Here is a 24219-nt window from a genome sequence, read left to right on the forward strand (position 1 = left end):
GACGGCCTCGACCACGGGCTCTGCGGTGACTGTCGCGGACTGTGCGGCCGCTGCGGCACGCCGCTAGCAGCCGACGGCGACTGCCAGTGCCCGCGACGGCAACGACCGGGCGCCGACCCGGTCGGCTATCTCCTCCATGCGCTGCCACCGGCCCTCATGCGGGAGTTCGGCGGCCGCTTGCCGAGTGAACTCGTGGCGCTGATCCGGCGGGAGCTCGGCCGGCGCACTCCCGATCAGCTCCTGGACCGGGTCGAGCGCCGGTGGAACGCCCGCTGGTCCCACGCGCTTCAGGAGAAGGACGAGGAAGGGCGTCGGCGGCAGCCCCTGGAGATCGCCGAGGCGCTGCTGCGGCCGGGACGCTGCGCAGAGCCGCGTTGCGAGGACGGCAGGCTGATCACCACCGACTCCCCGTGCCCGCACTGCGCGCATCCACTGCACCGCTTCGTGCCGGCCCAGTCCGACCGCAGAGCTGCCTCGGACCGGGCCAGGACCACAGCGGCGGCGATCAGGCGCGAGATGCTCGACCGCCGCACCGGCGGGCGGCGTTGAGACCCCGGAACGCGGGGCGGGGCGCGCGGTCCGGCGACGTTGCGCCGTCGTGAAGTGTCCATGAAACGCCCTGCACTTCCATGGACACCTCAAGGACCTCGTCCTAGCGTCGGGCGGCGGCACGACCCCCGCCCCGACCGAGGAGTCCGATGTCCCCGCAGTCCAGAAGTGGCCCCTTCCGAGTGCCGGCCCTGGTACTCGCCCTGTGCGCCACGGCGTTCATGGTGTCCGGGGCGCCCGCCGCCGCGGCCGAGATTCCCCGGGCACCCGGGCACCGGCTGGTCAGCGACTACACGGGCGCCCCGGCCCCTTCCGTGCCCGTCCCGGGGCAGGCCCCGCCCCAGCACCCCTTCCTCGCCCCGAACGGCCGCAGCGGCATGCACGCCGACGCTGCGGGCAGCGGGACCTACCCGTACGCGGGACCGCTCGGCCGCGACCCGGAGGTCAGCAGCGAACAGATCGCGCCGCTGGGCGGAGAGTGCGCCACCGCCACCTTCGACGCGGCGGGCCGGCTGATCACGGTGTGCGGCACGTTCACCGGATTCCTGCTCAAACTCCTGGACCCGCGCACCCTCGACACCCTCGCCGAGTACGCCCTGCCGCAGCGCTCCTCGACCGTCGAGGCCATCACCCGGCTCGACTTCTCGAAGATCTTCAAGGACACCTCGGGAGGCGCCTACTTCTACCTCGACAACCAGGACCGGGTGGTCCTGGCCGACTCCCGCCAGCACATCCAGCGGATCGCGCACGAACAAGCGGCGGACGGGAGCTGGCGGTTCACCGTCGTCGACGACTGGGACCTCACCGGCCAGGTGCCGCACGACTGCGTCAGCTGGACGAACCTGTACCCGAGCGGCACCTGCGACCCCGTCACCTCTGTCATGCCCGACTGGCAGGGCCGTATCTGGTGGGTGACCCGCCTCGGCCGGGTCGGCACGGTGGACCCGCAGACCTCCACGATCCGGTCCGTGCAGCTCACCGGCGAGGAGATCCAGAACTCGTTCTCCGTAGCCGAGGACGGCGTCTCGATCGTCACGGACCACGCCCTGTACAGCTTCGCGACGGCGTCAGACGGCACCCCGCGGGTGCAGTGGCGACAGACGTACGACCGGGGGACGGGCACCAAACCCGGTTCGGTGAACCAGGGTTCGGGCACCACTCCCGACCTCTTCGGTGCCGGTGACGACTACGTCGCGATCACCGACAACGCCGACGACCGGATGAACGTCCTCGTCTTCCGCCGCGCCCCGGGCCTCCCCGACGACCACCGCCTCGTCTGCAAGGTCCCCGTCTTCGGCTCCGGAGCCTCCACCACCGACAACTCCATGATCAGCTGGGGCAACAGCCTCGTGGTCGAGAACAACTACGGCTACGAGAACGTCGGCACGCTCCTCCTGGGCCGCAGCGTCGTCGGCGGAGTCGCCCGCATCGACGTACGACCCGACGGAAGCGGCTGCGACACGGTCTGGGACAGCGCCGTACGCTCGCCCTCCACCGTCCCCAAGCTGTCCACCGCCAACGGCCTTCTCTACTTCTACGAGAAGCAGCCCCATGCCCTCGGCATCGACGCCTGGTACCTCACCGCGGTCGACTACCGCACCGGGGAACGCCGTTGGTCGAAACTCACCGGCACGGGAATCTCGTACGACAACAACTGGGCACCGGTCACCATCGGCCCCGACGGAACGGCGTACGTGGGCGTCTTCAACGGCATCGTGGCGGTCCGCGACGCCCCGTGACCCCCCGCCGGGCGGAAGGGTGCGCTCAGCCGGCCGCGGCCCGGGGGCAACAGTCTCGGGCGCCGGCCGGTGTCGCCAAACTTCAGGCTGAGGCTCCAGGTACCTGGGATACGTGAAGAAGGCGGGCCGACGCAGGGCCGCCCGCGGAGGGTGCACCGGCGTTTCGCCACCCGTCCCAGCGACGCGTACCCGTACGCACCCGCGTACGGGTACGCGCGGCTGCGCCGCTACTCCGTGGCCGCTTCCCCCGCCGCGAGGTCCGTTCCGGGCTGTGCGGCCGGGACCGTCGCCGCCGAGCCCCGCCGCACCGCTTCCACCGCGGCCTCGTGCAGCTCACGGCTGGCCTCCTCCGAAGGACAGGGCACAGGACTCCCCGACATCGTGAACCAGTCGGCCGCATCCGTGTACTGCACAGTGATCTGTGCCGTGCCCTCGGCCCACGTGGTGTGGACGGTCAGGTCGCCGGACAGCGGCCCGACCTCTTCGGTGAGCACGCCGCCGTGCCCGGAATAAACTCCGCGTGTCGTCCAGGACGCCCAGGTCATGCATCCAGGCTCGCACCAAAGCCGGCGTATCGCGACCCACGGGTGACAAGTCCCCGAACCGCGCGGGCCCGTAGCGCTCCGGCCCCGGCCCCGGGGTGAACGACCAGTGGATTTGAACGAAATTTTTCGAGCGTCCGTCCTGCGGTTCCCGCAGCGGCCGATCCCGTTGCCCTGACGCGATCTTGACGGTAAACCGTTGATCGATGATCTCCAGGCAACGAATTCCGTAGGAAACCTGCTATTGACCTGCGGAACGCGTCGGTATTGCATGACGCGCTGGGAGCACCGGAAACATTCATCACACCTCGTCCGGAGGCGATACCGCTCCCGCGCTCAGACCTCGCACCTGTTGATCGGAACCCGACTCGATGACCGATACGCTCAGCGCTCCCCAGGCGCTCGCCCCCGCGACCGGACCCACCCCGCAGAAGCTCAAGCGTTCCATCGGCGTCGTCGGGGGGACCCTGCTCACGCTCTCCTGCGTGACTCCCGCCTCCACCCTCTTCGTGGTGGTGCCGGACCTCTTCTCCGACCTCGGCACATACACCGCGCTCACCATCGCCATCGGCTCGCTGCTCTGTATCGCAGTGGCCTTCTGCTACTCGGAACTGGGCACGCTCATCCCGAGCGCCGGTGGCGAGTACGCCATGGTGTCGACGATGGCGGGCCGCCTCGCCGGCTGGCTCGTCTTCGTGCTCTCCCTGCTCGTCGTCATGATCGTGCCCCCGGTCATCGCCATGGGGACCGCCGACTACCTCGCTCCCCTCGTGCACATCCCCGCCTCCCTGGCCGGGGCGGGCGTCATGCTGCTGGCCACCCTCGCGGGCCTCCTCGACCTGCGCGCGAACGCGTGGATCACCGGGATCTTCCTGGTGCTGGAAGTGATCGCCGCCGGGGTCGTCGCGGTCCTCGGGTTCGCCCACTCCGAGCGGGGAGCCTCCGCTCTCGTGCACGGCTCCGTCGCCTCGCCGGGCGGCCCGCACTCGACCGTCACCGCCATGATGGTCGTCTCCGGGCTCGCCATCGCCCTCTTCATCACGCAGGGGTTCTCCACGGCCGTGTACCTCTCGGAGGAGCTGGAGAACCCGCGGCGCAACGTGGCCCGGACCGTCCTCGCCACGCTCGCGATCTCGACGGCCGTCATCCTCGTCCCCGTCATCGCCATCACCATGGGCGCGCCCGACCTGGCGGCCCTCACCTCCGGCGATCTCAGCGGCATGGTGGAGGCGTGGTCCAACTCGGCCGTGGGCACGTTCGTCAGCCTCTGCGTCGCCCTCGCCATCATCAACGCCGGCATCGTCATGGTCATCCAGAACTCCCGGGTGCTGTTCGCCTCCGCCCGGGACAAGGCGTGGCCCGCCCCGGTCAACCGGGCCCTGTCCCGCCTCGGCCGGTTCGGCTCGCCGTGGGTGGCGACGCTCGTCGTCGGCATACCGGGAGCGGCCCTCTGCTTCGTCAACCTGGACACGCTGTACGGCGTCACCGGCGTCTCCGTCACGGCCATGTACCTGCTGGTGGCCGTCGCGGCGCTGCTGTGCCGTCGCGGGTCCCACCGCGACACGCCCGCGTGGCGCATGCCGCTCTGGCCCGCGATCCCGGTGCTGCTCATCCTCGTCCTCGCCTACATCCTGACCCAGCAGGAGACCGAGTACCTGCTCTGGACCGGCGGGATCACCGCGGTCGCCACGCTCTACTGGGCCCTGTACCTGAGGCCCCGCCGCGCGACCCGGTGGCTGGTGAGCATCCCCGAGGACGCGCAGGCCTGAGACGGGTTCTCCGGTGATCGGGTGACACCGGGCAGCGGCACGTCATGCCGGACCTGCGGCGCGGTTAGGTATGCGGGCATGACATGTGACTCCCCACCCAAGAACACCGGATTCCTCCGCACCCAGCGCCTCCGAGCCGCTGGCGCCGCAGGCGTTCTCCTGGCCGCGGCCCTGCTCACGGGCTGTGGCCAGGACGGCGGCGACACCTCGACCGGCACGGCCACCTCGGAAGCCGCGCGCGCCGTCCCGGAGCGGACCGCGACCCCTTCGTACAGTGCGAGCAAGAGTGCATCGCCGAGCGCCGCGCTGACCAAGGACCAGAAGGACCGCAAGACGCTCCTCGGCTCCACCAAGATCACTTTTGACAAGGCCGTCACGACGGCGGAGGGTGCCGTCAGCGGCGGGAAGGTGATCGAGCTCGACCTGCGGGGACCGGGGGAGTCGGACGACGACACCGACCGGGAGAGCGCGTCGCCCACCGCGACCGCCTCACCGTCCGGGACCGCCTCGCCGTCGGGGACCGCCTCTCCGTCGGTGAGCGCGAGTCCCTCGCCGACGGGCACCGCCGCCTCGCCCAGCGGGAGTGCCTCGCCCGCCGCCACCGGCCCGGAATGGGTCGCGACGGTTGCCGCGAAGGACGGCACCGAGCACATGGTGCGCATCGACGCCGTGTCCGGCAAGGTGATCAAGTCCACCGAGGACTCCGAACAGGACGCCGGCGAGAAGAGCCGCACGGCCGACTGGATCGCCAAGGCCAAGCAGACCCCGCAGCAGGCGGCCAAGGCGGCAACGGACAAGAAGCAGGGCACCGTCACGTCCTTGGACCTGGACCAGAACGACAAGAACGTCCTCGTCTGGTCGGTGGACGTCGTGGACAAGAGCTGGAACGAGACCACGGTCGACGTCGACGCGGCCACCGGCTCCGTCACCGCCGAGAAGACCGACACCGACTGACCCGGGCTCGGTCCGCCACCACCGCACGCAGGGGAATGCCCCCGGTTCGCACGGACCGGGGGCATTCCCCTGCGCGGTGTCCGGGCCTGTGCCCGGATCACAGGGATTTCGCGTGTGCCCCCTGCTCTTCCCCGGCCTTCTGAGCCACTCCGGCCTCCGGCTCCTCCCCGGCCTCAGGCGACGCGAACTGTGTCCGGTACAGCTCCTCGTACCGGCCCCCCACGGCCAGCAGCTCGGTGTGGGTCCCGCGCTCGACCACCCGGCCCTCCTCGACGACGAGGATCAGGTCCGCCGCCCGCACGGTCGACAGCCGGTGCGCGATCACCACCGCGGTGCGCCCCTCCAGCGCCTCGGCCAGGGCCTCCTGCACCGCGGCCTCCGACGTGGAGTCGAGGTGAGCGGTCGCCTCGTCGAGGATGACCACGCGCTGACGGGCCAGCAGCAGCCGGGCGATTGTCAGCCGCTGACGCTCACCGCCGGACAGCCGGTAACCGCGCTCGCCCACCACCGTGTCGAGCCCGTCGGGCAGCGAGGCCACCAGGCCGTCGAGCCGGGAGCGGCGCAGGGCGTCCCAGATGTCGTCCTCGGTGGCCCCGGGCCTGGCCAGGGTCAGATTGGCACGGACCGACTCATGGAAGAGGTGCCCGTCCTGGGTGACCATTCCGAGCGTCTCGCGGATCGACTCGGCGGTCAGATCGCGCACGTCGATGCCGTTGAGACGTACGGCACCGGAATCCGCGTCGTACAACCGGGGCAGCAACTGCGCGATCGTCGACTTGCCGGCGCCGGACGAGCCGACCAGGGCGACCATCCGGCCGGGCTCGGCGCGGAACGAGACCTCGTGCAGGACCTCGGTACCCCCGCGGGAGTCCAGCGTCGCGACCTCTTCGAGCGAGGCGAGCGAGACCTTGTCGGCCGACGGGTAGCCGAAGGAGACACCGTCGAACTCCACGGACACCGGCCCGTCCGGCACCCTGCGCGCATCCGGCTTCTCGGCGATCAGAGGCTTCAGATCGAGGATCTCGAAGACCCGCTCGAAGCTCACCAGGGCACTCATCACCTCGACCCGGGCACCCGCCAACGCCGTCAGCGGGGCGTAGAGCCGGGTCAGCAGCAGAGCCAGGGACACCACGGCGCCCGGTTCCAGGCTGCCGCGCAGCGCGTAGTAGCCGCCGAGTCCGTAGACGAGTGCCAGCGCCAGCGCGGAGACCAGGGTGAGCGCCGTGATGAACGTGGACTGCGCCATGGCCGTACGGATTCCGATGTCACGGACCCGGCTCGCACGGGCGGCGAACTCGGCGGACTCGTCATCGGGCCGGCCGAACAGCTTGACGAGCGTGGCGCCGGGGGCGGAGAAGCGCTCGGTCATCTGCGTGCCCATGGCCGCGTTGTGAGCGGCGGCCTCGCGCTGCATCCGCGCCATGCGGGAACCCATCCGGCGGGCGGGCACGACGAACACCGGCAGCAGGACGAGCGCGAGCAGGGTGATCTGCCAGGAGATGGTCAGCATCACCGTGAGCGTCAGCAACAGGGTCACCAGATTGGAGACCACCCCGGAAAGGGTGTTGCTGAATGCCCGCTGCGCTCCGATCACGTCGTTGTTGAGCCGGCTCACCAGGGCGCCGGTGCGGGTCCGGGTGAAGAAGGCGACCGGCATCCGCTGGACGTGGTCGAAGACGGCCGTCCGCAGATCCAGGATCAGGCCCTCGCCGAGCGTGGCCGACAGCAGACGGGTCAGCAGACCGAGCCCCGCCTCGGCCACGGCGATCACCGCGATGAGCAGCGCGAGCCGCGTGACGGTTCCGCTCTCCTTCCCCTGGACGATCGCGTCGACCACCCGGCCGGCCAGCACCGGCGTGGCCACCGCCAGCAGCGCCATGACGACGCTCAGCAACAGGAAGCGGTAGACCTCACGGCGGCGCGGCCGGGCGAAGTCGGCGATCCGGCGCAGGGTGGCCCGCGAGAAGGGCCTGCGGTCCTGTTGGGCGTTCATCGCGCTGTGCAGCGATGACCACGCCGTGACTTCCATACTCATACGGTGCCTCCGGGGTGCGAAAAAGCCTGAGTGGCTCCCGGACACGGACCGGGGCGCAGAAGGAACGCTATGAGCTCAAGCGCACTTGAGGTCAACGGATTGCGCCGTGAGGGCGGGGAAAGAGCGGTCTCGAAGACCGGATTCTGCGACAAGAGCGCAGGTCGGCCGCCTGGGCGCCCATTCCTCGGTGCCGTCTGCGGCAGAGGATGTGGACCACGTAGAATCGGCCCCTGTTTCCGGCCGAACGATGGCAAACACAACCGATTGAGGCAGTGCGACGTGAGTTTCACCGACAGTACCGATGCGCCGATCTACGCCGGACTCGTGGAAGAGCACGGGGATGTGCCGGCCGAGGTGCGCCGGGTGGCTGAGGAGACGCTGCGCGAGGCCGACCGGGCCATCGACTTCAGTGACGTGCGCAGGGCGGCCGCGTACCGGTAGCAGCGCCGGACCGGCCTCGTGGGGCCCCGCGCCCCGCCACTCCCACGACGTCTCGCACTGCGGACCGGGCTCTCCCGTCGGAGCATGGAACGAACAGTCGCCGACGACATCGGGACGAAGGGATGCCGGATGGGTGGTGAACGGCATGAGCCGCCACCGGGCGGGTTCGAGGCGGAGCTGGGACAGATCGACGCCCTGAATCACATGAAGGCGCCCCGGCCCGGGCCCCAGGACCCGCAGGTAACGGCCGACGGGACGGGGGAGATGGCCAGGCGCCACGACTCCCGGCTGCTCTCCGCCGGGCACGCCCTCGCCGAGGCCGACTCGCTCGACGAGGCGCTGAAGCTGGTGGCCGCCCTGTACGCCCCCGATTTCCCGCTGGACGGCCAGTGCGTGTTCGGCATCGGCGAGGGAAACCTGAACGTGCTCGGGCAGTACGGCTTCCGGCCGGGCGGAGCCGACCGGGGGTTCCGGATGCCGATGACGACCGGCTATCCCGCGGCCGAGGTGGCCAGAACGGGGCGTGCCGTCTACCTGGCCTCCCGGGAGGAGTACCGTCGCCGGTTCCCGGCGACCTGGCACCTGTCCGACCGCAACAACCGCGAGGCATGGGGTTTCGTGCCGCTCGTGACCGCCGGACGGGTCACCGGAGTCTGGCTGGCCGCCTTCCGCACGGTCGTGGAGTTCACCGCTGCCGAGCGTGCCCTGCTGACCACGACCGGACGGATGATCGCCCAGGTACTCGAACGGGCCCGGGCCGGCCGAGCGGAACTGGAACTGTCCCGCGGTCTGCGCGGGAGTATGCGCACCGACGGCCCGGCCATGACCGGACTGAGCGTGGCGACCCGCTACGTGCCGACCGGGGGAGGCCTCATGGTCGGCGGGGACTGGTACGACAGCATCGACCTGCCCAACGGCCGTCTCGCCCTGGTCATCGGCGACGTCCAGGGCCACGACGTGCACGCGGCGGGGCTCATGGCCCAGCTGCGGACGGCCGTGCACGCCTATGCCGCGGAGGGACACGGCCCGGACGCCGTACTGGCGCGGGCCTCACGCTTCCTGACCACTCTCGACGAGGACCGGTTCGCCACCTGCCTCTACATCGAGGCCGATCCGTCCACCGGCGACCTGCACATCGCACGGGCCGGGCATCCGCACCCGGTCCTGCGCACCCCGGACGGCACCTGTCTGATCAAGCACGTCAGCGGCGGCCTGCCGCTGGGACTCATGCCCGGCGAGGAGGACTATCCCGTCGACATCGTGCGCCTGCACGACGACGAGGTCCTGATGCTGTGCACGGACGGGCTGATCGAGAACGGCGGCCATGACATGTACACCGGCTGGGTCCGGGTGCGTGACGCGTTCTCGCCCGGTCCCGTCGAGGACCTCGAAGGAATGGCCGACCGGCTCATGGCGTCCGTACTCAGCCCCGACCCCGGGGACCGGGAGGGCGACACCGCACGCGACGGTGACGACATCGCCCTCCTGCTCCTGCGCCGCGACCCCGGACAGGCGCGTGCGGAGGTCAGCAGGCGCCGGCTGATGCTGACCGTGGGCCAGGACCAGGGCGAGGGACTCGCCGAGGCCCGGGCCGAACTGAAGGCGCTGCTGCACGACTGGGCGCGGCCCGACCAGGTGGACACCGCGGTGCTCCTGGCCACCGAACTCCTCGGCAACGTACTCGTCCACACCGATCAGGACGGCGCCCTCAACGCGCACGTCACCGGTGAGACCGGCCATCGACGGCTGCTCGTCGAGGTCATGGACCGCGGCGACGAGCTGCCCCATCAGCGGACCCCCGGCGAACTCGCCTCGTCGGGCCGTGGCCTGATGCTGCTCGACATCCTGGCCGACCAGTGGGGTGTGCGCCCCGAACCCGAGGGCAAGACAGCCTGGTTCGCCCTCGTCGAAGCACCTCCGGCGGACTCCGACGACACTGCCGCGAGCTGACCCGGCCGCGCGCGTCCCGTCCTGCGCCGGGCAGTGCCCGTCGCGTCGCCCGGCGAGGGCCCACCCGACCTACCACTCGGGTCGGCCCTCGCCGGGTGTGGTCGTCGCGGCGCCACGGCACGGCTCAGTGGAACGCCCGGGCGTACTCGTGCAGGAACAGCGCCTCCACCTGCGCCATGTGCTGAATCTCGGTGGGGTCGACGCTCTCGTTAGGGGCGTGGATGAGGCACTGGGGCTCCTCGACCCCCATCAGGATGATCTCCGCCGTCGGGTACGCGTCGGCGAGGACGTTGCAGAGCGGGATGGACCCGCCCTGCCCCAGGTACGTCATCGGCTTGCCGTACACCGCGTGCATCGCCCTGCCGAGAGCCCCGTACGCCGCGCCGTCCGTGGCCGCGCGGAACGGCGAACCGGCCGACTCCGGCTCCACCTTCACCCGCACACCCCAGGGCGCACCCGTCGTGAGGTGGCCGGTCAGAGCGGTCCGGGCGGCCGCCGCGTCGGTTCCGGGCGGGATGCGCAGACTGACCCGGGCCCGGGCCGTCGCCGGTACCGCGGCCGCCGAGCCGACCACCGGTGGGCAGTCGATCCCGAGAACGGTCACCGCCGGGCGGGCCCACAGACGGTCGGCGACGCTGCCGGTGCCGGTGAGAGGGACGCCGTCCAGGACACCGGCGTCGGTACGGAACTGCTCCTCGTCGTAGCCCGCGCCCTCCCAGGTGTCCGAGGCGTCCAGACCTTCGATCCGCGTCGCCCCCGACTCCGGGTCCCGCAGTGTGGAGAGCAACTGGATCAGGGCGGCCAGCGCGTCCGGAGCGGGGCCGCCGAACATCCCCGAGTGGACCTCGCCGGCCAGGGTGTCGACGGTCACCACGACGTTCACGAGCCCACGCAACGAAGTGGTGGCGGTGCCGACGCCCACGGCCGCGTTCCCGGTGTCGCAGACCAGCAGGGCGTCGGCGGTGAACAGTTCGCGGTGCGCGGCCACGTACTCCTCCAGGCCGCCGGTGCCCTGTTCCTCCGATCCCTCCGCCACGAACTTCAGGCCGACGGGGAGGTCGTCGCCGAGCGCCCGCAGCGCGGTGAGGTGCATGACGATGTTGCCCTTGCAGTCGGCCGTGCCGCGCCCGTACCAGCGGCCGTCCCGCTCGGTCAGGGTGAACGGCGGTGTGGTCCACGCCTCGTCGTCCAGCGGCGGCTGCACGTCGTAGTGGCAGTAGAGCAGCACGGTCGGGGCGCCGGGCGGGGGCGGGCGGTGGCCGATGACCGCGTTGCTGCCGTCCGGCGTCTCGACGAGGTGTACGTCGTGCAGGCCGGCTTCGGTGAAGGCATCGGCGACCCACTGCGCGGCCCGGCGGCACTCCTCGGGCGGGTACTGCCGCGGATCGGCTACCGAGGGGATGGAAACCAGCTCGCTCAGATCGGCCCGGGCGCGGGGCATCAGGCCGTCGACGCGGGCCGCGAGTTCGTCGGGGGTCATCAGGGCCTCACGGTGTCGTCGGTCTTGAGATCGTCGATCTTGTCCTGGATCCTGTGCAGCTCGTCCGGGCAGTAGATCTCCAGGATCTTCGCCTCGGCCCGGACCGCCCGGCTGTCCTCGATGCCGGGGCGCATGCCGGGACCGGTGGCACCGTTGCCGAGATTGATCTTCCACAGCGCTGTCTTGAGGGCGGAGCCGGGGTCCTCGCAGACCTGGCCGCCGTCGTTGCCCAGTGTCCGCTTGAGGGTGTTCACGTCCGGGCGGCGGTATCCGGCGTCCTCGGCCGCGTCGGCGAGCCGCTCGGCCTTCTTCGTCGCCTGGTTGTCGGTCTTGACGGTCTCGTACCGGATCACACCGACGACGGCGAGCGCCACCAGGAGCACGATCACCCCGATGTACAGCCAGCGGTGCTCCGAGGCGAATCGGGTGGGGCTCATGACAGGGCCTCCTCATCGGCGGCGGCCGTGCGCCAGCCCGGCTTGCGCAGTCTCAGGAACAGCCACGGGATCAGCAGGCCGAGGATGACGAGCCCGCCGCCGATGACGAGGACGTACACGCCGACGCTTCCGCCGCCGAACTGCGAGGGCGGCACGAACCCGATCGCCAGGGCCGCGGCGGACGCCAGCAGCCCGACCACGCACATCACGTTCAGCGCCGGGACGCGGTAGCCGCGCGGGTGGTCCGGCTGGGTCCTCCGCAGCCGCATGGCCGCCACGAACATCAGCAGGTACACGATCAGATAGACCTGTGTGGTGATGGTCGAGAAGATCCAGTAGACGTTGGAGACGTTGGGGATCAGCGCGTACATGAGGGCGATGACGGTCGTCACGACACCCTGGGTGACCAGGATGTTCTGCTGGATCCCGTGCTTGTTGAGGCGCTGGAGGTACGGCGGCAGATAGCCCTCGGCGCGGGAGATCTCCAGCAGGCCCTTGGAGGGCCCGGCCAGCCACGTCAGCATGCCGGCCAGGGACGCGGACACGAGCATCACCGCGGCGATGGGCGTCATCCAGCCGACGTGGAAGTGGGCGAAGAACGCGTCGAACGCCTGCATCACACCGGCCGTCAGGCTCAGCTGGCTCGCGGGCACCACCCAGCTGATCGCCAGAGCGGGCAGGATGAAGATCAGCAGCACCAGCCCCATCGCCAGGAACATGGACTTCGGGTACTCCTTCGCCGGGTTCTTCAGCGAGGAGACGTGGACGGCGTTCATCTCCATGCCGGAGTACGACAGGAAGTTGTTGACGATCAGGACGAGGCTGGCGAGCCCCGCCCACTGGGGGAGGAGGTGCGAGGAAGTCATCGGGGCGGCGGAGCCGTTGCCCTGCCCGAGGAAGACCATGCCCAGCACGACCAGGACCGTGCCGGGAATGAGTGTTCCGATGACGAGTCCCCAGGACGAGAGGCCGGCCAGGGCCTTGGTGCCCTGCGAGGAGATCCAGACGCCGGTCCAGTAGAGCACCATGATCACGATCGCGGTGTAGAGACCGTTGGAGGCCAGGGACGGATCGATGACGTAGGCGATGGTGGAGGCCACGAACGCCAGCAGGCTCGGATAGTAGAAGATCGTCATGGCGAACTGGCACCACACCGCGAGGAATCCGAGCGGCTTCGAGAGCCCCTCGCTCACCCAGCGGTACACACCGCCCGGCCAGCCCGATGCCAGCTCTGCCGAGACCAGGGCGGTCGGCAGCAGGAACACGATCGCGGGGACGAGGTAGAGGAAGACACAGGCGAGCCCGTAGACGGCCATGGTCGGTGCCGCCCGCAGGCTCGCCACCGATGCCGTGGTCATCAGGGCCAGCGTCAGCCAGCTGAGTCGTGGTGCCGCCGGACGGGCTCTGGCTACGGGTCGCGCCGCTTCCTCTGGCAGGTCAGCCGGCATGTCCATCGCGCTCATGCATACCTCCGGTCGCAACGTCACAGGCGCGGGGCGTTCAGACCGTCAGCATCCGGTGACCGGTGCCCGTCCGCGCGCGGGGTCACCCGAATGGGTGGCGACTTCGCGGGCGGCGGCGGTGAGGTGCCCTTTCCCGAGCGGCTTCTGCCGGAACTGTTGACAGCCTCCCCGGTAGCTGGCTTCATGAGCAACGCCTTTGGGAGCGCTCCCACGCACCTGCACGGTTCCTTGCCCCCACCGCCGTACGGAAGGGATTGCTCCGATGCGCCTGCTCACTCTCCCCAGCCTTCGAAGACGACACCGACGGACCGGCAGCCGCCCGTCCGCCCGCCGCCCCGGTGCCATCGCGCTGGCTCTCGCCCTGGGTGCCGGTCTGCTGATCCCGCTGTCGCTGTCCGGCAACGCCGCTGCCGCACCGGCCTTCTCCTACGGCGAGGCGCTGCAGAAATCCGTGCTGTTCTACGAGGCGCAGCAGTCGGGCACGCTCCCCGGCACCAACCGGGTCGGCTGGCGCGGCGACTCCGCTCCCGACGACGGCAAGGACGTCGGTCTGGATCTGACGGGAGGCTGGTACGACGCCGGTGACCACGTCAAGTTCGGCCTGCCGATGGCCTTCTCCACCACCATGCTCGCCTGGGGAGGCGCGGAACAGAAGGACGCCTACGCGGCCTCCGGCCAGCTTCCCTATCTGAGGAACAACCTCCGGTTCGTCGACGACTACTTCCTCAAGGCGCACCCGTCGCCCAATGTCCTGTACGGGCAGGTGGGCAACGGCGGGGACGACCACAAGTGGTGGGGACCGGCCGAGGTGATGCCGATGAAGCGTCCCGCCTACAAGATCGACGCCTCCTGCCCCGGCACCGATCTGGCCGGCCAGACAGCAGCGGCCCTGGCCTCCTCGTCCCTGGTCTTCGCCGACAGCGACCCGGCGTACGCCACGAAGCTGATCACCCACGCGAAGCAGCTGTACACCTTCGCGGACACCTACCGCGGGAAGTACAGCGACTGCATCACCGACGCGCAGGCGTACTACAACTCATGGAGCGGGTACAACGACGAGCTGGTCTGGGGTGCGATCTGGCTGTACAAGGCCACCGGTGACGCCTCGTACCTCGCCAAGGCCGAGTCGTACTACGACAACCTCTCGACCGAGCCGCAGAGCAGCACCCGGTCCTACCGCTGGACGCTCTCCTGGGACGACAGTTCCTACGGGGCGTACGTGCTGCTCGCCCAGCTGACGGGAAAGCAGAAGTACGTCGACGACGCGAACCGCTGGCTCGACTGGTGGACGGTCGGCGTCAACGGCCAGCGGGTGGCCTACTCGCCCGGTGGCCAGGCCGTTCTGGACAGCTGGGGATCGCTGCGGTACGCGGCGAACACCGCCTTCGTCGCGCTGAGTTACTCGGACTGGCTGACCGACACCACCCGCAAGGCCCGCTACCACGACTTCGCCGTCCGCCAGATCGACTACGCGCTCGGCGACAACCCGCGCAAGTCGAGTTACGTGGTCGGTTTCGGCAGCAATCCGCCGACCAAGCCGCACCACCGCACCGCCCACGGCTCGTGGACCGACCAGATGAACAACCCCGTGGAGAGCCGGCACACACTGTACGGAGCACTGGTCGGCGGGCCCAGCGCTGCGGACGACTCGTACACCGACGACCGCTCCAACTACGTGAACAACGAGGTCGCCACCGACTACAACGCGGCCTTCACCGGAGCGCTGGCCCGGCTCTACGGCGAGTACGGCGGAGCCCCGCTCGCGGACTTCCCGCAGCGGGAGACACCGGACGGGCCGGAGATGTCCGTCCAGGCCTCCGTCAACGCGGCGGGCAGCAACTTCACCGAGATCAAGGCGTACCTGGTCAACCGGTCCGCGTGGCCGGCGCGCGCCCTCACCGACGCGTCGGTGCGCTACTACTTCACGCTGGAGCCCGGGGTCACGCCCGGACAGATCAGCCTCACCACCAACTACAACCAGTGCGGCAAGGTGACCGGCCCCACGCATGACACGGGCGACGTCTACTACGTGACCGTGGACTGCTCCGGCACGGACATCGCACCGGCCGGCCAGTCCGCGTACAGGAAGGAAGTGCAGTTCCGGATCAGCTCGGCCGGCGCCTGGGACCCGGCGAACGACTGGTCCTACCCCGCGTCGGCCACGACCCCCGGCACCACGCCGGTGGACGCGCCGCACATGGTGCTGCTGGAAGGTACGGCGCCGCAGTGGGGGAGCACACCGGACGGCACGGACCCGACACCCGGCCCCGATCCGACCACGACCCCGGATCCGACCACGACACCGGACCCGACGCCGACGCCCGACCCGACCGACACGCCGGGCCCGGCCGGTTCCTGCGCGGTCACGTACCGCGTCAGCCAGTCCTGGGGCAGCGGATTCACGGCCGACGTCTCCGTCCGGAACACCGCCTCGGCCCCGGTCGACGGCTGGCAGCTGGGTTTCGCCTTCGGCGGGGCCGAGGCGGTCACGAACGCCTGGAACGCGACCGCCGCCCAGACCGGGGCACGCGTCACGGTAAAGAACGCCGCGCACAACGCGGGGATCCCGGTGGGCGGCAGCGTCTCCTTCGGATTCCAGGCCACCGGTGCGCCGGCGCAGTCGCCGTCCTCCTTCACCCTCAACGGGACGGAGTGCGGCTGACCGACGAAGGGTGCTGCCCCGGCCCGGCCGGGACAGCACCCTCAGGCCGTCATCCGGGTATCCAGGCCCGCCACTTCTTCTCGTTCGCGTGCACCCACTCCTCGGCCGCGTCCTGGGGCGACATCTTCTGATCGGCGATCATCAGGGCGACCTCGTTCTGGTCCTCCGTACCCCAGGAGAACTTCTTGAGGAACGAGGCCGCCTTGCCGCCGCTGCCGGCGAAGTGCGCGTTGAGGTACTTCTTCAACGGCGTGTGCGGATAGGCGCACGCCACCTTCGCCGGTTCGGCGTCACAGCCTTCCTTGTAGGCAGGCAGCTTCACCTCCGTCATCGGTACCTGCTCGAACAGCCACTGCGGCTTGTACCAGTAGGAGAGGAAGGGCTTCTTCTCCTTGGCGAACTGCTTGATCTGGGTGATCTGCGCCGCCTCGGACCCCGAGAACACGACCTGGTAGTCCAGGCCGAGATTCTGCACGAGCGCCTTGTCGTTGGTGACGTACGACGGCGAGCCGTCCAGCAGCTGGCCCTTGCCGCCGCTCTCCGCCGTGCGGAAGCTGTCGGCGTACTTGTCGAGGTTGCGCCAGTCGGTGACGTCGGGATGCGCCTTCGCGAAGTACGTGGGGACGAACCAGCCGATGTGGCCGGTGACGCCGAGCTCTCCGCCGTCGCGGATCGTCCTTTTGTCCCGGACGTACCGCGCCTCCTGGTCCGGGTGGCCCCAGTCCTCCAGGATCGCGTCCACCCGGCCCTGGCTGAGCGCGTCCCAGGCAGGCACCTCGTCGATCTGTACGGTGTCCACCCGGTAGCCCAGCTCGTGTTCGAGGAGGTAGCGGGCCACGGCGACGTTGGCCTGGGCACCCACCCACGACTGCACGGACAGGGTCACGGTCTTCGCCCCCCGTGCGTTGGCGAACGGCGAGGCCTGCCGCGTCATGTCCGCCGCACCGCAGCCCGCCACGGCCACGAGGGCCGCGGCCGAGGCGAGTGCGACGAGAGGGGTTCGCGTACGAGCCATGTCAGGCCCCCTTTCCGGGACGGCGCCGGGTCGGCTGCGTGACCCGGTCGAGCATCAGGCCGAGCAGGACGATCGCGGCGCCGGCCACCAGGCCGGTCGCCAGATCGCCCTGCGCGAGGCCGAACACGGCGGCGTAACCGAGCGAACCCCCGCCGACCAGACCCCCGATCACCACGACGGCCAGGACCAGGACGACGCCCTGGTTCACCGCGAGGAGCAGCGCGGGGCGGGCCAGCGGCAGCTGGACCTTGAGCAGTTGCTGGAGACCCGTCGCGCCGAGCGAGCGGGACGACTCCATGGTGACGGGATCGACGCCGTTCATGCCCTGTGTGGTGATCCGCACGACGGCGGGGAGCGCGTAGACGACGGCGGCGGCCACCGCCGGTGCGCGGCCGACGCCGAACAGGGCGACGACCGGGATGAGATAGACGAACTGCGGCATCGTCTGGAACACGTCCAGCACCGGCCGCAGCAGCCGTTCCACGCGCGCGCTGCGGGAGGCGGCGATCCCGATGGCGAAACCGGCCACCAGCGTCACCGTGACGCCGGCCAGCACCTGGGACAGCGTGTCGAGCGCCGGGTCCCAGACGTCCAGGACACCGATCGCGGCCATCGCGAGAACGGCGGTCAGCATGGTGCGCAGGGTGCCGATCAGCAGAGCGAGCACCGCGATCAGCAGGAGCACCGCCCACCAGGGCAGCCACTGCAGTCCGTCGCGCACCGGGTCCAGGACCCAGGTGGTGAAGCGGGCGGCCCAGTCGGCGGTGCCCCCGATCACGGGCACACCCGAGTACAGGTGGTCGGTCATCCAGCCGACGGCTGTGTTGACCGGACGGGTGATGTCTGCCGTCCAGCCGTCGGGCCAGCCCGTCCCGGAGAGCAGACGGGCCCCGACGGCGGCCGCCACGGTGCCGGCGGCGGCCGCGGTCCAGCCGAGCAGGGGGGAGCCGGCGCGCGGCGCCGCGCCGATGCGGTGGCCTGCCGCGGCGGTGACCCGGTCGAGCACCACGGCGAGCAGCACGATCGGGATCCCGGCCGCGAGCGCGGCACCCACGTCGACGGAGGCCAGCGCCTGGTAGACGCGGTCGCCGAGGCCTCCGGCGCCGATCACTGAGGCGATCACGGCCATCGACAGAGCCATCATGATCGTCTGGTTGAGACCGAGCAGCAGCTCCCTGCGCGCCAGCGGAAGGCGGGCGGAGAAGAGCCGCTGCCGTCCGGTGGCACCGAGCGAGGCCGCCGCCTCCATCACACCCGCGTCGGCATCGCGCAGCCCGAGAGCCGTCAGCCGGGCCATCGGAGGCGCGGCGTAGACGACGGTCGCGAGGACGGCGGCGGGGACACCGATGCCGAACACGAGGACCACCGGGAGCAGATACGCGAACGCCGGCATGACCTGCATGGTGTCGAGCACCGGTCGCAGGATGCGGAAGACACGGTCCGACAGTCCGGCGGCCAGGCCCAGGACCGAACCGAGCGCCACCGATGCCAGGACCGCTGTGACCATCAGTGCCAGCGTCTGCATGGTGGGCACCCACATGCCGAGCGCGGCGCAGACGAGGAAGGCGGCGACAGAGGTCAATGCCTGCCTGAGCCCCGCGACCCGCCAGGCGATCAGTCCGGCCGCCGCCGTGACACCGGCCCAGCCTGCGGCGAGCAGGACCAGATAGACGCCGCGCACCGAGAGCACGACGGCGTTGCTGAGGTGCCCGAAGAAGTAGAGGAACAGCGGATGCGTGTCGCGGTTGTCGATGATCCAGTCGCTGACGTCCCCGAGCGGTCCGGAGAGGTCGACGGTGAGGCGCGCAGGCCACGACCCGTGGCCGACGAGGACGCTGCCCAGCACCAGCAGCGCGGCCGCCCCGGCCAGCAGGAGCGTCGTACGGTGCCGGGCGAGGGAGGCCGTCGGCCCGGCCGTGCCGAGAGGAGCGGTCGGTGCGGCGGTCGCGGTCGCTGTCATATCGCCCACCCGCACATGCTGTTCGTGCGACCCGGCGGCCCGGAGACGTTGTCCGTTCGCATCACGCGGCCTCCTTCACGGCCGGGACCCCGGCCACGACGCCGAGCAGGCACGCGTGGTCGACCACGCCCAGGCAGCGCCCGGCCTCGACGACACGTGCCGTCTCCCCGGTGCGGACGACCGCCTCGATCGCCTCGGAGACGGTGGCATCCGGGGCCAGCGCCGGCCCGGAGACGCTCTCCGCGCTGTCGGCGGGGCGCATGGCGGCGCGTACGGTCAGTACCTGTTCGCGCGGGACGTCCCGGACGAAGTCGCGGACGTAGTCGTCGGCGGGCGAGCCCACGATCTCCTCCGGCGTGCCGAGCTGCACGATCCGGCCGTCGCGCATCAGCGCGATGCGGTCCCCGAGCTTCAGCGCCTCGTTCAGGTCATGGGTGATGAAGACCATCGTGCGGCCCTCCTCGCGGTGCAGCCGTACGACCTCCTCCTGCATGTCGCGGCGGATCAGCGGGTCGAGCGCGCTGAACGGCTCGTCGAACAGGAGCACCTCGGGGTCGACGGCGAGCGCACGCGCCAGCCCGACCCGTTGCTGCTGACCGCCGGAAAGCTGCCCGGGGCGACGGCTCTCCAGCCCGTCGAGACCGACCTTGGCGATGAACCCGGCCGCCCGTTCGCGGCGCTCCGTCCGGCCCATGCCCTGGATCTCCAGGCCGTAGGCCACGTTGTCGAGGACCGAACGGTGCGGAAGCAGACCGAAGTGCTGGAAGACCATGGAGGCCCGGTGGCGACGCAGTTCGCGCAGACGCCCGGTGTTCATCGACAGCACGTCCTCGCCGTCCATGGTGATCCCGCCCGACGTCGGCTCGATGAGCCGGGTGAGACAGCGCACGAGCGTGGACTTGCCCGAACCGGAGAGACCCATCACGACGAACACCTCGCCCTTGCGGACATCGAAGGAGACGTCCCGCACGGCAGCGGTGCAACCGGTGCGTGCGCGCAGCTCCGCGGCGTCGAGCGCACCGAGTTCGGTGTCGCCGGGAACGCGGTCGGCCTTGGGCCCGAACACCTTCCAGAGATCGCGTACGGAGAAGACGTGCGGTGGCGTGTTCATCAGGCATGACCCCCATAGGTGGCACCGAGCAGATCCGCGCATTTCTCCCCGACCATCAGGACCCCGATCATCGGGTTGACCGTCGTCATGGTCGGGAAGACCGACGCGTCGGCTATCCGGATGCCGTCGAGTCCCCGGATCCGCAGATCGGGTGCGACCACGGCGAGCGCGTCGTCGGGTGCCCCCATGCGACACGTTCCGGCCGGGTGGTAGACGGTGTGCGCGACCTTGCGCGCGTACTCGCTCAGGTCCTCGTCGGAGGTGATCTCGGGGCCCGGGCAGACCTCACGTTTCAGCCAGCCGGCCAGAGGTGCCTGAACGGCGATCTCGCGGGCGATCCTGATCCCGTCGACGAGCGTGCGTCCGTCGTAGTCGTCCGCGTCGGTGAAGTACCGGAAGTCCAGGGCGGGTTTGACGTCCGGGTCGGGGCTCGTCAGATACAGCCGGCCGCGGCTGCGGGGCTTGGGGATGTTCGGCGTCATCGACACCCCGTGCGGCGGGCGCTCGTAGCCGAGCCGCTCGGGGTTGTCCGTGAACGGGATCTGGTAGAAGTGGAACATCAGGTCGGGTCCCGGACTGTCCGGGTCGCGGCGCACGAAGAGCCCGGCGTCGCTGTCCATCGCGGAGTTCTCCGGGATCGGCCCGTGCGTCTCCCAGACGATGACCGACTCGGGGTGGTCGAGCAGGTTCTCGCCGACCCCCGGCAGGTCGTGCGTCACCGGAATGCCGAGTTTCTCCAGCTCCGCGCGGTGGCCGATCCCGGAGTGCATCAGCAACCGGGGCGTGTCCACCGCGCCGGCGCACACCACGACTTCGCGCCGGGCCCGCACGACACGCTCCTCGCCGTCCGCGGTCCGCACGCGCACTCCGGTCGCCCGGGTGCCGTCGAACTCCAGGCGGAACGCCCATGTCTCCAGGGCGATATGGAGGTTCGGCCGGTCGAGGAAGGGATGCAGATACGCGACCGAGGCCGAGGAGCGCTTGTTGTTCTCCGGGTGGTAGGCGAGGTCGAAGAACCCCACACCGTCCCGGAAGGCCTCCTTGTTGAAGCCCTCGACGCGCGGCAGGCCGAGCGCGGACTGCGCGGCGTCGACGAAGTCGCGTGCGATGGCGTTCCGGTCGGCCTCGTCGACGGGAACGATGTTGTTGCGCAGCCGGCCGAAGTACGGGTCCATCGACGACGCGTCCCATCCGGCCGCACCGGCGGCCGCCCACTCGTCCCAGTCGGACGGCAGCGGCTTGAACGCGATCAGGGTGTTGTGGGACGAACACCCGCCGAGGACCCGGGCCCTGCTGTGGCGGATGGACGAGTTGCCGCGGGGCTGCTCGGTGGTGGGGTAGTCGTAGTCCAGCTCTCCGCCGAGCAGGCCCATCCAGCGGCGCAGGGTCAGCACGTCGTCGCGTCCCACGTCGCTCGGCCCGCCCTCGATGAGGGCCACGCTGACGCCCGGGTTCTCGGTCAGCCGGGACGCGATCACCGATCCGGCGGTTCCGCCGCCGACGATCACGTAGTCGTACAGGGTCATATCGCTCTCCATCGCCTCTGCTCCCCGTTCAGCCCGCGAACCAGCGCACCGGGCGCGGGGCGAGGTTCTGGTAGACGTGCTTGGGCTCGCGGTACTCCGCCAGGCCGGCCGGCCCCAGCTCCCGGCCGATGCCGGACTTGCCGAAGCCGCCCCATTCCGCCTGCGGCAGGTAGGGGTGGAAGTCGTTGATCCAGACCGTGCCGTGCCGCAGCCGGCCCGCGACCCGGCGTCCGCGGCCGGCGTCCGCGGTCCACACCCCGCCGGCCAGCCCGTACTCGGTGTCGTTGGCGAGCGCCACGGCCTCGTCCTCCGTACGGAAGGTCTCGACGGTCAGCACCGGACCGAACACCTCCTCGCGCACGACGCGCATGGACCGGTCGCAGTGGTCCAGGACCGTCGGCCGGTAGAAGTAGCCCGGCCCCTGGGGGCGCTCGCCGCCCGCCCGCAGCACCGCGCCCTCCTTGAGCGCGGAGGCGACGAACTCCTCCGTCCTGGCGAGCTGCTGAGCGGAGACGAGCGGACCGCACTCGACCCCGGCAGCCGTGCCGCGACCGATACGGATCCGCTGGGCGCGCCGGGCGAGCTCGCTCACGAACCGCTCGCGTACCGACTCCTCGACGATCAGCCGGGAACCGGCGGAGCAGACCTGGCCGCTGTGGATGAACGCGGCGTTCAGTGCCTGGTCGACCGCGGTGTCGAAACCGTCCTCGGTGGCGCACGCGTCGGCGAACACCACGTTGGGGTTCTTGCCGCCGAGTTCGAGTGCGACCTTCTTGACCGAGTCCGCGGCGGCCCGCATCACCTTCGTACCGCTGGAAAGCCCACCGGTGAAGGACACCAGGTCGACGTCGGGGTGTTCCGCCAGCCGGGCGCCGACCGTGGCGCCCGCACCGGTCACGATGTTCGCCGCACCGGCCGGCAGCCCTGCCTCGTCGAGCAGCGCGAGAAGGGCGACGGTGGTGAGCGGGGTGATCTCGCTGGGCTTGACGACGAAGGTGTTGCCTGCGGCGAGCGCCGGAGCGATCTTCCAACTCGCCTGGAGCAGTGGATAGTTCCACGGAGTGATCAGCCCGCAGACACCCACCGGCTCATGCACCACGATGCTGTGGATGTCCTCGGACCCGGCATCGACGACCCGCCCGCCGCTCTCGTTCATGACGAGGTCGGCGAAGTAGCGGAAGGCGTCGCGCACGCAGTCCACGTCGACCCGGCCCTCTTCGAGGGTCTTGCCCGCGTCGCGGCACTCCAGTGCGCCGAGTCGCTCCCGGTCGCGCTCCAGAAAGTCCGCCACCCGCCTGAGCAGTGCGGCGCGCTCGGCGACGGGGGTGCGTGGCCAGGGCCCCGCGTCGAAGGCGGCGCGGGCGGCGGCGACCGCGGCGTCCGCGTCCACGACGTCGCCCTCCGACACCACGGCGAAGGCCGTCGCGTCGACGGGGTCGAGGATCTCGCGCGTGGCGCCGGAGGCGGCCGCTCGCCACTCTCCCGCTACCTGGATGGTGAGTTGTGCCGACACGTCGTGTGCTGCCCTTTCGGTGGCCATGGGTTCGACGCCGGGTGATGCCCAGCGGTCTGGCCGTATGCCCCGGAAGGGGAGAGCCATGCGTGACGGCTGCCGGAACGTGACCCTACTCACGCGTAGGGCGACGGACTGTGGCGCGGACGGCCGGCCGGGGGCTGGTCCGGGAGGGCCTGAGGGCTCTTATGGAACGCGCGTCCCTCACCGGGTCGCGGAGGGTCCGACTCAGGCGAGGGGGGGGCAGGTGCCGATGCTCCGGGCTCAACCAGCCCCAGGGGGTGCTGACACCCCGTAGGCGGCGAGGAAGGTCCGGACCGCGGACCGGGCCAGCCCGTGCACCTCCGTGTCGGGCACGGCGCGGGTCCCGTAGCGGGAGCGGTTCTCGAACGGCCCGGTCAGCAGGGCCAGGAACTGCTCGGCCGCCTCATCGGGGTCGCAGTGCCGCAGCCGGCCGGACAGTGCCAGCCGGGCCAGCCGGTCGGCCAGCACCTCGGTGACCCGGTTCGCGCGCGGGCCCCGCACGATGTCCAGAAGCTCGGGGAAGCGGGCGATCTCGGCATGGAACAGGCGCCGGAGCGCTGTGGACCGATCGTCTCCGCAGCGCAACAGCAGGCGGTACGCCAGGTCTTCCAGCGGTGCGGACAGGTCGTCCGCGGGCGGGCCGGTGCGGGGCGGCGTGTCCGTGCCGACGGCCAGCACCTCGACGACGGCCAGGTTCCGGGCCGCCACCTCGTCGGCCGCGGTCTCCATCGCGCTGCGGAACAGACTCTCCTTGTCCCCGAGATGGTTGTACACGGTGTGCTTGGCGACCCCGGCGACCTCGGCGATCTCCGCCACGCAGGCCCGCGCGTACCCCCGCCGTGCGAACACCGTGAACGCGGCGCTCAGGATCGCCCGGCGCTTGTCGATACGGCCTCGCGAGGAGGGCTCGGCAGTCCTTGATCCGCTCACCGCACCAGCGTAGCCGCACGTCCCAACAACCGTACCGAAGCGTGCGGTTGAGGGGACGCGACGTTGCTACTGAACCAGTGAGTGCCATAAAATGCACCCACTGGTGCAATGTGAGGAGG

18 protein-coding genes are annotated in these 24219 nt (G+C 70.6%); 7 read left to right on the plus strand and 11 right to left on the minus strand.

Annotated features, from left to right (window positions below):
• The first annotated feature begins 177 nt into the window (after positions 1-177).
• Complete coding sequence (locus tag ACGFZA_RS21650; protein WP_393681158.1) at positions 178-549, plus strand: hypothetical protein; 372 nt, start codon at positions 178-180, stop codon at positions 547-549.
• A 149-nt stretch (positions 550-698) separates the two neighbouring features.
• Entirely contained in the window at positions 699-2288 is a 1590-nt protein-coding gene (locus ACGFZA_RS21655; protein ID WP_393681160.1) for a hypothetical protein, read from the plus strand.
• A gap of 227 nt (positions 2289-2515) precedes the next feature.
• Here the strand turns inward: ACGFZA_RS21655 and ACGFZA_RS21660 are convergent, their stop codons facing one another.
• On the minus strand, positions 2516-2833 hold the full coding sequence (locus ACGFZA_RS21660) for a hypothetical protein (protein WP_393681162.1): 318 nt from the start codon (positions 2831-2833) through the stop codon (positions 2516-2518).
• 368 nt (positions 2834-3201) lie between these two features.
• On the opposite strand from ACGFZA_RS21660, the gene ACGFZA_RS21665 reads away from it, so the two are divergent.
• Both ACGFZA_RS21665 and ACGFZA_RS21670 read left to right on the plus strand, forming a co-directional pair.
• Positions 3202-4599 (plus strand): APC family permease, encoded by a 1398-nt coding sequence (locus ACGFZA_RS21665; protein WP_393681164.1) that lies wholly within the window; start codon positions 3202-3204, stop codon positions 4597-4599.
• A 78-nt stretch (positions 4600-4677) separates the two neighbouring features.
• Complete coding sequence (locus ACGFZA_RS21670) at positions 4678-5553, plus strand: PepSY domain-containing protein (RefSeq protein ID WP_385273819.1); 876 nt, start codon at positions 4678-4680, stop codon at positions 5551-5553.
• Positions 5554-5650: 97 nt separating this feature from the next.
• Here the strand turns inward: ACGFZA_RS21670 and ACGFZA_RS21675 are convergent, their stop codons facing one another.
• Positions 5651-7588, minus strand: a complete 1938-nt coding sequence (locus ACGFZA_RS21675; protein WP_385273816.1) for an ABC transporter ATP-binding protein — start codon at positions 7586-7588, stop codon at positions 5651-5653.
• Positions 7589-7867: 279 nt separating this feature from the next.
• Here ACGFZA_RS21675 and ACGFZA_RS21680 point away from each other — a divergent pair, with 279 nt between their 5' ends.
• The gene (locus tag ACGFZA_RS21680; RefSeq protein ID WP_326733509.1) at positions 7868-8029 is read left to right on the plus strand and encodes a hypothetical protein; all 162 of its coding nucleotides are present in this window, start codon (positions 7868-7870) and stop codon (positions 8027-8029) included.
• Positions 8030-8158: 129 nt separating this feature from the next.
• Positions 8159-9979, plus strand: a complete 1821-nt coding sequence (locus ACGFZA_RS21685) for a SpoIIE family protein phosphatase (RefSeq protein WP_385274021.1) — start codon at positions 8159-8161, stop codon at positions 9977-9979.
• A gap of 124 nt (positions 9980-10103) precedes the next feature.
• On the opposite strand, the gene ACGFZA_RS21690 is transcribed toward ACGFZA_RS21685, so the two are convergent.
• From ACGFZA_RS21690 to ACGFZA_RS21700, 3 genes are read right to left on the minus strand one after another with little or no spacing between them, the layout of a single operon-like run.
• Positions 10104-11459 (minus strand): dipeptidase, encoded by a 1356-nt coding sequence (locus ACGFZA_RS21690; protein ID WP_385273812.1) that lies wholly within the window; start codon positions 11457-11459, stop codon positions 10104-10106.
• Complete coding sequence (locus ACGFZA_RS21695) at positions 11459-11896, minus strand: hypothetical protein (RefSeq protein WP_393681168.1); 438 nt, start codon at positions 11894-11896, stop codon at positions 11459-11461. Before ACGFZA_RS21695 ends, ACGFZA_RS21690 begins: the two co-directional genes overlap by 1 nt.
• Complete coding sequence (locus ACGFZA_RS21700; RefSeq protein ID WP_385273806.1) at positions 11893-13359, minus strand: APC family permease; 1467 nt, start codon at positions 13357-13359, stop codon at positions 11893-11895. The genes ACGFZA_RS21695 and ACGFZA_RS21700 overlap by 4 nt, the downstream gene beginning before the upstream one ends.
• 262 nt (positions 13360-13621) lie before the next feature.
• Here ACGFZA_RS21700 and ACGFZA_RS21705 point away from each other — a divergent pair, with 262 nt between their 5' ends.
• Positions 13622-16021: a glycoside hydrolase family 9 protein gene (locus ACGFZA_RS21705; RefSeq protein WP_393681171.1), complete on the plus strand. Its 2400-nt coding sequence runs from the start codon at positions 13622-13624 to the stop codon at positions 16019-16021.
• 49 nt (positions 16022-16070) lie between these two features.
• On the opposite strand, the gene ACGFZA_RS21710 is transcribed toward ACGFZA_RS21705, so the two are convergent.
• The 6 genes from ACGFZA_RS21710 to ACGFZA_RS21735 form a co-directional block, all read right to left on the minus strand.
• Complete coding sequence (locus ACGFZA_RS21710) at positions 16071-17036, minus strand: ABC transporter substrate-binding protein (RefSeq protein ID WP_385273800.1); 966 nt, start codon at positions 17034-17036, stop codon at positions 16071-16073.
• 1 nt (position 17037) lies between these two features.
• On the minus strand, positions 17038-18996 hold the full coding sequence (locus ACGFZA_RS21715; RefSeq protein ID WP_393681174.1) for an ABC transporter permease subunit: 1959 nt from the start codon (positions 18994-18996) through the stop codon (positions 17038-17040).
• 61 nt (positions 18997-19057) lie between these two features.
• Complete coding sequence (locus ACGFZA_RS21720; protein ID WP_385273794.1) at positions 19058-20107, minus strand: glycine betaine/L-proline ABC transporter ATP-binding protein; 1050 nt, start codon at positions 20105-20107, stop codon at positions 19058-19060.
• On the minus strand, positions 20107-21645 hold the full coding sequence (locus ACGFZA_RS21725; protein WP_393681176.1) for a GMC family oxidoreductase: 1539 nt from the start codon (positions 21643-21645) through the stop codon (positions 20107-20109). Before ACGFZA_RS21725 ends, ACGFZA_RS21720 begins: the two co-directional genes overlap by 1 nt.
• A 16-nt stretch (positions 21646-21661) precedes the next feature.
• Complete coding sequence (locus tag ACGFZA_RS21730) at positions 21662-23173, minus strand: aldehyde dehydrogenase family protein (RefSeq protein WP_393681178.1); 1512 nt, start codon at positions 23171-23173, stop codon at positions 21662-21664.
• 237 nt (positions 23174-23410) lie between these two features.
• A complete protein-coding gene (locus ACGFZA_RS21735) occupies positions 23411-24100 on the minus strand; it encodes a TetR/AcrR family transcriptional regulator (protein WP_385273785.1) in 690 nt (229 codons plus the stop codon).
• Positions 24101-24219: the final 119 nt, after the last annotated feature.

The sequence above is a fragment of the Streptomyces sp. NPDC048211 genome, from assembly GCF_043202315.1.
In the GTDB taxonomy this organism is placed as follows: Bacteria; Actinomycetota; Actinomycetes; order Streptomycetales; family Streptomycetaceae; genus Streptomyces.

Excerpts from the sequence above, each read along its gene's own strand:
- ACGFZA_RS21675 (WP_385273816.1), bottom strand. The coding sequence starts at position 7,588 with ATGAGTATGGAAGTCACGGCGTGGTCATCGCTGCACAGCGCGATGAAC.
- ACGFZA_RS21700 (WP_385273806.1), bottom strand. The coding sequence starts at position 13,359 with ATGAGCGCGATGGACATGCCGGCTGACCTGCCAGAGGAAGCGGCGCGA.
- ACGFZA_RS21660 (WP_393681162.1), bottom strand. The coding sequence starts at position 2,833 with ATGACCTGGGCGTCCTGGACGACACGCGGAGTTTATTCCGGGCACGGC.
- ACGFZA_RS21730 (WP_393681178.1), bottom strand. The coding sequence starts at position 23,173 with ATGGCCACCGAAAGGGCAGCACACGACGTGTCGGCACAACTCACCATC.
- ACGFZA_RS21670 (WP_385273819.1), top strand. The coding sequence starts at position 4,678 with ATGACATGTGACTCCCCACCCAAGAACACCGGATTCCTCCGCACCCAG.
- ACGFZA_RS21720 (WP_385273794.1), bottom strand. The coding sequence starts at position 20,107 with ATGAACACGCCACCGCACGTCTTCTCCGTACGCGATCTCTGGAAGGTG.
- ACGFZA_RS21725 (WP_393681176.1), bottom strand. The coding sequence starts at position 21,645 with ATGGAGAGCGATATGACCCTGTACGACTACGTGATCGTCGGCGGCGGA.
- ACGFZA_RS21705 (WP_393681171.1), top strand. The coding sequence starts at position 13,622 with ATGCGCCTGCTCACTCTCCCCAGCCTTCGAAGACGACACCGACGGACC.
- ACGFZA_RS21710 (WP_385273800.1), bottom strand. The coding sequence starts at position 17,036 with ATGGCTCGTACGCGAACCCCTCTCGTCGCACTCGCCTCGGCCGCGGCC.
- ACGFZA_RS21715 (WP_393681174.1), bottom strand. The coding sequence starts at position 18,996 with ATGACAGCGACCGCGACCGCCGCACCGACCGCTCCTCTCGGCACGGCC.
- ACGFZA_RS21690 (WP_385273812.1), bottom strand. The coding sequence starts at position 11,459 with ATGACCCCCGACGAACTCGCGGCCCGCGTCGACGGCCTGATGCCCCGC.
- ACGFZA_RS21695 (WP_393681168.1), bottom strand. The coding sequence starts at position 11,896 with ATGAGCCCCACCCGATTCGCCTCGGAGCACCGCTGGCTGTACATCGGG.
- ACGFZA_RS21685 (WP_385274021.1), top strand. The coding sequence starts at position 8,159 with ATGGGTGGTGAACGGCATGAGCCGCCACCGGGCGGGTTCGAGGCGGAG.
- ACGFZA_RS21665 (WP_393681164.1), top strand. The coding sequence starts at position 3,202 with ATGACCGATACGCTCAGCGCTCCCCAGGCGCTCGCCCCCGCGACCGGA.
- ACGFZA_RS21655 (WP_393681160.1), top strand. The coding sequence starts at position 699 with ATGTCCCCGCAGTCCAGAAGTGGCCCCTTCCGAGTGCCGGCCCTGGTA.